We start from the raw sequence: 10,910 nt of genomic DNA on the forward strand, positions 1-10,910 counted from the left end.
TGCAGGGCGCGTCACGCGACGTAAGCCCCCCAAAAGAAATACCCGGTCATGAACAGCCCATAGATAATCACCGCCACGCGAATCCATTGCGTGGGGATCAAATGGGCATTTCGTGCCGCGACATAGCCGCCGACGACGACACCAACCAGGGCGATCGAGCCATGGTACCAGTCGATCGACCCGCTCAGCGCGAACCGCGCCACCGCGACCAGCGCCACGGTCGACGAGATGAACAGCTTCAGCCCGTTCATCGCGTGGATGTCGCTCATCCCCGCGGTGGCGAGGAAAGCGAGCAGCAGAATGCCCAGCCCGGCATTGAAGAACCCGCCATAGACGCAGACGCCGGCGAGGAACAGCAGCAGCAGCGCCGTCCCCGCCACCTTCATGCCGCGCCGCCCGCCACCATGCGCTGCCACGAGCCCATTGAGCCGGTTGCCGAAGATGAACAGCAGCACGGCAAACAGCATCAGCCACGGCACCACCAGCGAGAACAACTCGTCCGACACCACCAGCAGCAGTTCCGCGCCCACATAGCCGAACACCGCCGCCACGATGCCGTAGAGCACCAGCCGATCCTTGTACTTGGCCATGGCGTGCCAATAGCCAAACGCTCCGCTCACATAGCCGGGCAGGGCGGCATAGGTGTTCGACGCATTGGCAATCACCGGCGGCACCCCCGCCAGCAGCAGGGCTGGGAACACGATAAACGAGCCACCGCCCGCCAAAGAGTTCAACGCCCCGCCTATCAGGCCGGCTACCAGCAGAAACAACGTCTCGATCATCAGCTCTGTCCCCAACCCACGATGTCATTCCGGCTAAGGCCGGAATCCATCCTGAGGGCTCTCAGCAATGCCCATACCCCCAGAAAACACCCCGGCCCAACACATTTGTCTGATTGCAGCCATCACCCGAAACGATCGCAGCCCAGCCATGCCGTTGACAAAACCCGCGCTGGGGATCATATCGCGCTCAGGTCGCTGGCACCCGCCGCTCGCCGGAAGCAATTCCGACGGTGAAGTCCAGACCAAGCGAAAGACACGAACTCCGGTTCATCTTTGCGAGGCGCACCATGGCAATGCGAGCTCCCATGAAACAGTCGCCTCATGCAAATGAGAGGACCTAAGTCATGTCGTTTTCACTGGATATTCCGTCCGCCCAAACCCTCAAATCCGAAGCAAAGGCTCTGCGCGAAGAGCGCTCGAGGGCCGGCGAAACCTTGTCTCACGGCGCCGCCCTTGAGGTCGTCGCCCGTGCCCACGGTTTCCGCGACTGGAACACCGCCCGCGCCTCGCTACCCGACCGCGTGGCCGCTCCGTTCCAGGTCGGCAACCGGGTCAAGGGGCTGTACCTCGATCAGCCATTCACCGGCATGCTCATCGGCGTGCAGCTGATGAGCGATATGCAGCACTATAAGGTGACCGTGAATTTTGACGAACCCGTCAACGTCACGCCCACCTTTATGTTCGCCGCTCACCGCCAGCGCGTCGTCGCCACCGTGGATATCCACGGCATCTCGTCGGCCCTACGCGGCAACGGCAATCCGCAAATGGTGCTGCGGCGAGCATGACCGCCGCATCTGATGGAAGGCAGGTCACCAATAAGTGGCCTTGCCTTCCATCGTAAAGCGCCGATATATCGACGCACTCCCTACTAAAACGGATATGGCGATGACCACCCAGACCAAACCGATCGAGGCCTACTCGCTGCCCACCCCGAACGGGCAGAAGGTCCACATCCTGCTCGAAGAATTGGGCGTCCCGTGGAATTATCACCGCATCGATATCGGCAAGGGCGAACAATTCACCCCCGAATTCCTGGCTATCTCACCCAACAACAAGATTCCCGCCATCGTCGACCCCGAGGGCCCTGATGGTCAGCCCATCTCGATCTTCGAATCTGGCGCTATTCTCAAATATCTCGGCCTCAAGTTCGGCCAGTTCTACCCGACCGACCCGCGCCAGCAGGTCAAGGTCGATGAATGGCTGTTCTGGCAGGTTGGCGGCTTCGGCCCGATGCTGGGCCAGAACAACCACTTCAACGTCTACGCACCCGAGAAAATCCCCTATGCGCAGAAGCGGTATACCGACGAAACCCACCGCCTGTTCCGCGTGCTGAACAAGCAGCTTGAGGGCAGGGACTACATTGCCGGCGACTATTCCATCGCCGACATCGCCAGCATCGGCTGGGCCCAGGGCTGGGAGCGCTACGGCATTTCGCGGACCGAACTGCCGAATTTCGCTGCCTGGCTCGACCGCCTTAATGCCCGTCCCGCCGTGGCGCGTGGCCTCAACTGGGGTAAAGACACCCACGTGAACAACCTGGCCACCGACAAGGAAGCCCAGAAGATTCTGTTCAATCAGCGCTGACTATTGGCTGGCCTCAACCTCGGGTTCGGGTATCACCCTGACCCAATCCTCGCCCTGGCAGATGACGTTGAACAGAACACAGCCATTGAGCCGTACCGCATCCGGTCCCAGCATTTCCATATAGCCCGAATAGATGTTGCCATCCTGCGGGTTATAGACCTCTCCGTCATATATCCCCGGCTTGCTGCCGGGCCTTAAGGTGACGATCTGTAATCCCAGCATTGGCCGGTTGCGCAGTTCTGGGTCTTTGTTGCGCGCATCGGTAAAGCTCTCGACCGGCATACTCTGTGCTGCCGCGATTTCCTCCGGAGTCAGTCCTTCGGTCGGCACCACGATTTTGCTGAGCGTCCCGCACCAGCCCTCAGGGCAGGGGGCAATGGTTACTTCCGACAGCAGCAACGTGCGCCAGATGCCCTCGATCGGATCCGCGATGATTGGCACGGGCTCCTGTGACACGGCTGCCATCGTCCCGCCAAGCACTGCCGCCAGCACCAGTATCGACCTGATCCAGTTTCCCATCCCGACGCACTCCGCTAGCCAAGCTCGTTTCCCGATTCGAGCATCGCGCACCTGACGATTACCCGCCATTCTCCCACCGAACAAACCAATTAGCGGTCGCAATGCCGGTAGAAGTGCCCGCTTGGCTTCACTGTTGTTCGTCCAGCGCCGCTGGCGGCAGAAACCGCTTGCCATCCCCCACCTCGCCCGCTATCCAGCCCGTGCCGGAGAGGTGGCCGAGTGGTCGAAGGCACGCCCCTGCTAAGGGCGCAGATGGTGATGAACTGTCTCGAGGGTTCGAATCCCTTCCTCTCCGCCATTCCCCATGGTTTGAGTTTTCAACAACCTGGAATTCCGGGCTCCGCCAGCTTTGGCCGCGAGCGGCGGCGGTTCGTACAAATTGAGCTTCATTGCTCATAATCCCGAAGCACAAAACTCACGGCTCCCTATCGATTGTCCCGCCCCGATGGAGGTCGCGGATGAATATGAAGGTAGTACGTGCGGCAGCGACCGGCCTGGTCCTTGGCGGTCTCGTCCTGGCACCCAGGGAAATGCTGGACGTGGTCCGCTGGGTGGCGGTTGCGGCAATCATCGCTGGCGCGGCCTGGCACTACTTGCTGCGTGATGCCTCCCGGCCCCAGGCGAACCCAACGGGTCAGCCAGTCAACTCCGGATCGTCGGCTGTACTCGTGGTGTCGATTACTGATTCCGCGGGCCGAACTGTCGAGACTGCCGAACGGCAATTGTTCAAGAACGCAATAATGCAATGCGTTCGCGCAAGTGACCGCGTGGCCGACATTGACGGGCGGCTGTATTCGATCCACCTGCTCAATGTGGCCCCGGACCTTGCTGAAGGAATAGGCAACCGCATCTGCGAGCAACTCCAGGACCTCATTGTCTTCGATAATGCTGGAGCCATCAAACAAATTGGCGTCAGTGTTGGTGGAGTTACTTCGTTTTCTGGTCCTCTGCCGGACGGACAGAGAATTGCTCGAGAGAATCTTGCCAAGTTAGAGAAAATGCGGGGTGTGAACGTTCTGATGTCTAGGGCGGCGTGAGACTTTCCGGCAACATATCAGCTGCCGAATTCTTGTTGGCCTAGCTCAACGCTTGCTCGAAGTTATGTGATGCAGTAATCATGAACCCTCGTGGAGGGGGCTCATGCGATTTTCGTTGATGCGTAGCGCGGTTGCGGGACTGGTATTGTTCTGCACCGCTGGGACTATTCAGGCTGCCGACCTTGCGGGTGGTTACCGCGGGGCGTGCGTTTCCTATTCGCAGTCCGATCTCGCCAATCAGTCACCCGACGTTATCCGTCAAACCGTGTGGTCCAATCTGGACAATGCCAAGAGTGCCATGAACGAGCCGTCGGTTCTGGCTTCCACGCGCCCATCCTTCGTTTGGGCGATGGAAGCGCGCTGGGCCTGCGAGGCTGCGGCCGGTTACTTGGAAACCGGTCATTTCGACACTGCGTCAATTCAGAAGTGTGATTGCTTTTACCAGCGTCACCTCTCGTTCAGGTAGCGTGTAAGCACATGAATCTCGTTTTCATCAGGCGCGTACTTCTGTCCGGCGTGGCGCTCGTCGCCTTGTCCCATGCTGCGGCCGCCATGCCACTGCGCGACGCTGTGCAGATCGCCATGGAATCAAATCCAGAGATCGGGCAAGCGGTCCAGAATCACGATGCGACTGGGTTCGAGCTCCGTCAGGCGATCGGGCTTTTCTCGCCACGCGTCGATCTCGAAGCGTCCGCTGGCGTGCAGCTTCTCGACAACCCGTCGCGTCGCGCCCTCAATATTAGCGGCGACGCGCTCTTTCCGGCCCAGGTGGGCCTTGTCGCGACGTTCGACCTGCTCGATGGCGGTTTCCGCGATGCCGAGGTTGCCCGGCAATCGGCTCGTGTTGACAGCGCCTCCTACCGCGTTCTTGAGCGCAGCGAATACATCGCCCTCCAGATCGTCCGGGTTTACTACCAGGTCCTTCTCCAGCAGCAGATCGTTGGTCTGACCCGCGAAAATGTAGGCTTCCACGAAGCGATGGTCACCGACGTGGCCTCGGCGATCGAGAGCGGCCAGCTCACCGAAGCCGATCGCTTCCAGTCGATCGAACGCCTGGCTGCCTCCCGCGCGCGCCTTACTGAGGCCGGTGTCGAGCTGGCCGCGGCCCAGATCGAGTTCAAGACACTTGTCGGCATGATGCCCGGCCCTGTGAGCGCGCCTCCGCGCGCCGCGGGTGCGATCGCTGACTCGCTGGAAATCGCCATCGCCAAGGCGATCATCAACAACCCGCGCATGCTGACGGCGGGCGCGGATATCGATGCCGCGTCGGCGCTGGTCGATCAGGCTGAGTCCGCTTTCAGCCCCAAGCTGTCGCTTGAGGGGCGGGTTGCCACCGGATACGACATTTCCGGCAGCGACAACATGACTAACGATGCCAGCCTGCGCCTCTCCATGCGCTGGAACATCTTTGACGGCGGCATCAAGGAAGCGCAGGTTCAGGAAGAAATCCGCCGCGAAAGCGAAGCAAAGCTGGTCTTCGACCAGACGGTGCGTGAAGTAGAGCAGGCGGTTCGCGAATCCTGGCTGCGCCTCAAGAGCCAGGCGGAACTGGCGAATGTCTACCAGCAGCAGTTGACCTCGTCTTCGGAGCTGATCGGCTCCTATCGCGAGCAATTCAATATTGGTGAACGTTCCTTGCTCGACGTTCTCGATGCACAGAACACACGCTTCAATGTTCAGGTGCTGCAGCAGACGGCGCAGTACAGCGTCATGTTCGCCGAGTACCGCGTTCTCGCCGCAAGTGGCGACCTGCTGTCCTTCATCGGCGTAGCCGCAGACCCGACGGCCGTGGCGGATACGCGGGCCGCGACAGACACCCCGTCGTGGGAAAATGCCGAGCCGCGGGCACGTCAGCCGCTAACCATTCCGACCTACGGCAATTGACCGGCCGCCTAGTTTGACTGCCGATATGGTATTAGCCGGCAGTCGGAGGCGTAATCAGTTGTTACGAGAGCGATAGATGGACGCGGCAGTTACGCCCGATGTCGTCGCTCACGATGAGCGACCGATCGATGTCATCCTCGAATGTGTGCGCTATCTCGCACGGGCCTGGCGGAAGTCGGACTCTGCGGCGCTGCTGACGGCTGGCCTGCCGCTTAAGGATGGGCTGCTTGGACCCGAGCAGGTTGAGGCGGCCTTCGGGCGGATTGGCGTCAGTGTCCGCCGCGCACACGTTGCCCCTGCGCGCCTGCGCGAGTTCGATTTTCCTGCCCTGATCTTCCCCGAAACGCGCTCGCCTGTCGTGCTGCTCGAACGTGCCGGCAGGCGCTCGTTCAGGGCCTACGATCCCGAGCAGCACGCCGAAGTCATCCTCGACGGACGTGACATCAAGGGCAAGAGCTCCCAACATCTCTTGCTGGTGTCGCCAAACTATGAGGCCGTCCAGGAAGCATCGGGCAAGCGCCTGGCGCAGCAGGGCCACTGGTTCTGGTCGGCCGTAGCCGGCCATACCCGCAGCATCTGGTATGTGTTGCTTGCGGCCGCCTTCATCAATCTGTTCGCGCTCGCCTTCCCTTTGTTCACGATGAACGTCTATGACCGGGTACTGCCGAACGCATCGCAGACAACGCTTTGGGTGCTGGCGGTTGGGGTTACGGCGGTGGTCATCTTCGATACCCTGCTGAAATTGGCTCGCTCCGCCGTCATCGAATATGTCGGCCGCAGCATTGATTTCCGGCTGTCCTCCGCCTTGTTCGACAGAGTGCTAAATACCCCCATGGCCAAGCGCCCGGAATCCACCGGCGCGTTCGTCAGTCGCATCGGGCAATACGAGGTGCTGCGCGAATTCGTGGCCGCCAGCTCGCTGGTCATGTTCGTCGATGTCCTGTTCCTGGGCGTCTTCGCCTATATTATCGCCGTGTTGATCGGCTGGCTGGTCGTATTCCCGCTCATCGCCGGCGTCATCGCCATTATCGTGACCTTGATCGTGGGCAGCATGTCGGGCCGCGCCGTGAAGGCCGCTCTGAGTGAATCTTCCGCGCGAAATTCCGTTCTTGTCGAAGCCCTGACAGCGGTCCAGACCGTGAAGGCCTCGCGGGCAGAGGGCCAATTGCTGCGCCGTTGGGACGCGGCTGTACTGGCATCGTCCCGTACGCAGGATCAGATCCGCAAATTGCAGGCCGTCGCTAGCAACACGACGGCCGCTTTATCCCAGCTTTCCCTCGTCGGGATTATCGTGGGCGGATCATACCAATTCGCGTCCGGCGATGTGACCACCGGTGCCATTATTGCGGCGATGATGCTGTCCAACCGGTTGATCGCGCCCATCGGCATGATCGCGTCGACCCTGTTGCGGGCCCGAACCGCGGTTGAGGCGTATCAGACGATCGATGCAATCATGAAGCTGCCCGATGAGCGCCCAAACCAGCAAAGCCCAATCCAGCGGGTGGTTCGGGCCGGCCGCCTCTCATTCAGCAAGGTCCGATTCGCCTATCCGGGCTCCAAGGTCTTCGTCCTCGATGGCATCAGCTTTTCAATCCAGCCGGGCGAGAAGGTCGGCATCATTGGGCGCATTGGGTCGGGCAAAACCACGATCGGCCGTCTGCTGGTCAATTTCCATACGGCCAGCGAGGGCGAGATCCTGGTCGATGGCATCGACATCGCCCAATATCACCCGGAGGACTTGCGTCGTGCAGTGGGCTTCGTGGTCCAGGACCCCGAAATATTCAACGGCACCGTTCGCGACAACATTCTGATGAGCGACCCGACCGCAAGCGAGGAGCGCCTGCTCAGCGCCGCGCGCAAGGCCGGCGTCGAGGACTTCGTCTCCAGGCATCCGCAGGGCTACGATATGCCGGTGGGCGAGCGCGGTATGCTACTGTCTGGCGGGCAACGCCAGGCTCTCGCGCTTGCCCGGGCAATGCTCGTCGAGCCAAAGGTGTTGTTCCTCGATGAACCGTCCAGTTCGATGGACCTGGCTACCGAAAGGCAGCTCATCAAGCATCTCGAAGCCAGCGTCGCGCCCGACCAGACCGTTCTGATCGCGACCCATCGCTACAGCTTGCTCTCCCTGGTTACGCGCCTCCTGGTCGTCGACAACGGTCGGCTGATTGCCGACGGTCCCAAGGATGCTGTATTGGCGCAACTGCGCGCTCGCGGGGAGGGCGGATGAACTTCTTTCGGCCGTCCCGCCGCAAGGATGCGCAACGGCTGGCATTGCCAGCCGATGAACCGCCACGGTCCTGGGCCTATGTCATCGCGATTATCGGCGCGACTGCTGCAGCTTTCCTGCTGTGGGCCAGTTGGGCCGAGGTCGATGAAATCAGCCGTGCCGAGGGGCGGGTGATCCCGTCGGGCAAGACACAGATCATCGAGAGCGCCGAGCAGGGTGTCGTCACCGAACTGTTGGTGCGATCGGGCGAACAGGTGTCTGCCGGCCAGCTGCTAGCGCGTCTCGACGATACGACGACCGCCTCCAGCGCGGGCGAGGTGGAGGCGCGTGTACTTGCGCTGCTCGCTCAGGTCGAGCGGCTGCGCGTCGAAAGCACGGGCGGTGCGGCCTTGGACTATACGTGCCCTGGCACCGTCCAGGATCAGGCTCCTGCCGTCTGTCTAGCCGAGACCGATCTGCTGAATTCCCGCCTCTCAAGCCTGGCCAGCACCAAGCTTGTTCTCGCGCAGCGCGTCGAGCAGCGGCAGCGCGAACTCAATGAGGTCGTTGCCAACAAGGCTCGCGTGGAGGGCAATCTCAGCATTTCGCAGGAGCGGCTGGCACTCATCACACCTATGGCCGAGCGCGGTCTGGCGGCGCGCACCGACCTTCTGGCTTTGCAGGCCGAAGTTGGCGACCTCTCGGGACAGATCGCGGCAGCAGAAGAGGGCATGGCTCGGCTGGAATCGGCGCTGCGAGAGGCCGAACTGCAGATGGAGCAAGCGGATTTGCAGTTCCGCCAGGAGGCGCTATCTGATCTGACCTTGCGCAGCGCCGAGTTGGCCAGCGCGCAGCAGCAATTGCGCGGCGCTGAGGATCGCGTGGCGCGGACCGACATCCGCTCGCCCGTGGATGGCGTCGTCAACAGCATCGACGTGACGACCATTGGTGCCGTGGTGACCGCCGGCGCCAAGTTGCTGGACATCGTACCCAAATCTGACTTCCTGCTGGTCGAGGCCAAGCTGCGGCCCGCCGACGTCGCCTTCGTCATCCCCGGTCAGAAGGCACGGATCAGTTTTTCCGCCTACGACTTTTCCATCTACGGCGGTCTCGAGGGCACCGTGGAGAACGTATCCGCCGACAGCATTGTCGACCAGAATACCCGCGAGACCTACTACCTCGTCACCATCCGCGCCGAGCGCGCTGCGCTCGACTACCGGGGGCAGGAACTGGCCATCCTGCCCGGCATGGTGACGACAGTGGACATTCTCACCGGGCGCCGTTCTGTCCTCCAATACCTCCTCAAGCCGATCAATAAGGTCCGGCAGGAGGCCTTCATTGAACGATAATCCCGAAGCCGCCGGCTCGCCGATGGACTGGGCTACGCCGATTTTCCGCACCGTAAGCACGGCATCGGGACGTCATGCCTTGCGGCTCGAGGCGGCGTTTTGGGATGCGCTCCAGGTTCTGGCACAGCAATCGGGTCGGCGGCCGACCGACCTGGTCCGCGAGATACTCGAAGTTGCCCGACCCGACAATATCAACGTCTCTCGCGCGGTCCGAAGCGCCGTTACCAAGCGCCTTCTGGATGAGCAGAGCCGCATGGCGCCATTGGCAGCGCCTTTGGCGGTCGTCCAGCTGATGCAGCTGGCGCCATCCCCGTCATTCGCGCTCGACCGCCAGAAGCGGCTTGTGCGCGTCAATGACGAGTTCTTGCGCTATCTTAAGACGATCGTGGCCCGAGCGCAGTCGCCAGATGGAGCCCAACTGACGCTGGATCGCCCGATCGAGCAGCTATTTGCCGAAATCCGGCCAGGAACGACCCTCGAATGCGCCATGTCCATTCGGGTCGACACCCATGAGCGGCGTACGCAGGTTCGCGTCGTCATTCCGCCGCCTGCACCCGCCAATGTTCTTGTTGGCTTCGTGCTGACCTGACCGATCCTAGAAGCCTTCGCCGGGGGCGACGGTGCTCAGGTTTACGGCCACATTGTTGGTTGGGTTGGTGAAGCCGTGGATATAGCTCTTACCGTCGGCAAACGACATGATCGGCATGTAGTTGCGAAGGCTGGCATCTGTCCGCAGCGAGTTGGAGAGATTGTCGAGCACATAGGGCGTACCGTCATAATGCGCTACCAGCACCGCGTGGAAGACCTGACGCCGTGTATCGGCTAGAACAACAACCTGCAGGTTTTCACTAGGGAAGCCGAGCGAGCGCAGCAACCAATACTTGGCAATCGCGTAGTCTTCGCAGTCGCCGCGACCCTTTGCTGACAATTCGGACATGGTCACCCAGCGGTCTGCCTGTCCCCAGGCATCGGCATCGGATTGGTAGGGCAGGGCGTTGTTGATCGCCCTGTTTACGAACCGCAGCAGCGGCTGCCCCGATAGATCCGTTGCATTGCGCTTGGCGGCCTGAGCTTTGCGCGCAAAGGGTGTGTTGCACTGGCTGAAACCGGAGCTGACGCAGGACGCCCCGAAAAACGCCCGATAGTCCCTGCTTGTCGCATCTATCCATTTGCCGGCGGCCGGCAACCGCGCAGCAGAAATCGCCACGGATTGAAAGACTCCGAGGGAAACAACGTTCGGTTTCTCTTGAACGATACTTGGGCTGCTGGTGATCGCCGGCGAATTGCTTTTGAAGTCCTGATCGATAGCGCTAGTTGTGCCGATCTGCGCTAGCGACAGAATTGAAATCGCAGCCGTCATCAATACTGATCGATATTTGTTGATACCGCGCTTGCGCATTTGCCCACCTCGTTGGTGAGGTGGACTTTCTCATCGCCGTATTGAGTTTCGCCAAATTTACTTGGTTTGTTTCGGTGAAATAGTTTCGATAAAACTTTATCGATCTTTGGACGGCGCGCGGCGGTACACCGATCCATCCGGCTACTCCGT

11 protein-coding genes and 1 tRNA gene are annotated in these 10,910 nt (G+C 61.0%); 9 read left to right on the forward strand and 3 right to left on the reverse strand.

From position 1 onward, the window contains the following. Window positions 1-11: 11 nt before the first annotated feature. Window positions 12-782 carry a sulfite exporter TauE/SafE family protein gene (locus tag MF606_RS07100; protein ID WP_240233110.1) on the reverse strand — a complete coding sequence of 257 codons (771 nt, stop codon included), beginning with the start codon at window positions 780-782 and terminating at the stop codon, window positions 12-14. Window positions 783-1,126: 344 nt separating this feature from the next. Here MF606_RS07100 and MF606_RS07105 point away from each other — a divergent pair, with 344 nt between their 5' ends. Continuing rightward, entirely contained in the window at window positions 1,127-1,567 is a 441-nt protein-coding gene (locus tag MF606_RS07105; protein WP_240233111.1) for a glyoxalase superfamily protein, read from the forward strand. A 100-nt stretch (window positions 1,568-1,667) separates the two neighbouring features. Beyond that, a complete protein-coding gene (locus tag MF606_RS07110; protein WP_240233112.1) occupies window positions 1,668-2,366 on the forward strand; it encodes a glutathione S-transferase family protein in 699 nt (232 codons plus the stop codon). Here MF606_RS07110 and MF606_RS07115 read toward each other — a convergent pair whose 3' ends face one another. Further along, a complete protein-coding gene (locus MF606_RS07115) occupies window positions 2,367-3,059 on the reverse strand; it encodes a DUF2147 domain-containing protein (protein ID WP_240233113.1) in 693 nt (230 codons plus the stop codon). 31 nt (window positions 3,060-3,090) lie between these two features. Here MF606_RS07115 and MF606_RS07120 point away from each other — a divergent pair. The 7 genes from MF606_RS07120 (at window position 3,091) to MF606_RS07150 (ending at window position 9,950) form a co-directional block, all read left to right on the forward strand. Next, window positions 3,091-3,183, forward strand: a tRNA-Ser gene (locus MF606_RS07120). 160 nt (window positions 3,184-3,343) lie between these two features. Beyond that, window positions 3,344-3,922 carry a hypothetical protein gene (locus MF606_RS07125; RefSeq protein WP_240233114.1) on the forward strand — a complete coding sequence of 193 codons (579 nt, stop codon included), beginning with the start codon at window positions 3,344-3,346 and terminating at the stop codon, window positions 3,920-3,922. Window positions 3,923-4,025: 103 nt separating this feature from the next. Continuing rightward, on the forward strand, window positions 4,026-4,388 hold the full coding sequence (locus tag MF606_RS07130) for a hypothetical protein (protein ID WP_240233115.1): 363 nt from the start codon (window positions 4,026-4,028) through the stop codon (window positions 4,386-4,388). Between the two features lie 11 nt (window positions 4,389-4,399). Next, the gene (locus MF606_RS07135; RefSeq protein WP_240233116.1) at window positions 4,400-5,806 is read left to right on the forward strand and encodes a TolC family protein; all 1,407 of its coding nucleotides are present in this window, start codon (window positions 4,400-4,402) and stop codon (window positions 5,804-5,806) included. Window positions 5,807-5,882: 76 nt separating this feature from the next. Beyond that, window positions 5,883-8,033 (forward strand): type I secretion system permease/ATPase, encoded by a 2,151-nt coding sequence (locus tag MF606_RS07140; protein WP_240233117.1) that lies wholly within the window; start codon window positions 5,883-5,885, stop codon window positions 8,031-8,033. Beyond that, window positions 8,030-9,361: an HlyD family type I secretion periplasmic adaptor subunit gene (locus MF606_RS07145; RefSeq protein ID WP_240233118.1), complete on the forward strand. Its 1,332-nt coding sequence runs from the start codon at window positions 8,030-8,032 to the stop codon at window positions 9,359-9,361. The genes MF606_RS07140 and MF606_RS07145 overlap by 4 nt, the downstream gene beginning before the upstream one ends. Next, entirely contained in the window at window positions 9,351-9,950 is a 600-nt protein-coding gene (locus MF606_RS07150; RefSeq protein WP_240233119.1) for a ribbon-helix-helix domain-containing protein, read from the forward strand. The genes MF606_RS07145 and MF606_RS07150 overlap by 11 nt, the downstream gene beginning before the upstream one ends. A gap of 6 nt (window positions 9,951-9,956) precedes the next feature. Here MF606_RS07150 and MF606_RS07155 read toward each other — a convergent pair whose 3' ends face one another. Beyond that, window positions 9,957-10,760: a transglutaminase-like cysteine peptidase gene (locus MF606_RS07155; protein WP_240233120.1), complete on the reverse strand. Its 804-nt coding sequence runs from the start codon at window positions 10,758-10,760 to the stop codon at window positions 9,957-9,959. Window positions 10,761-10,910: the final 150 nt, after the last annotated feature.

The organism is Devosia lacusdianchii (assembly GCF_022429625.1).
GTDB lineage: Bacteria > Pseudomonadota > Alphaproteobacteria > Rhizobiales > Devosiaceae > Devosia > Devosia lacusdianchii.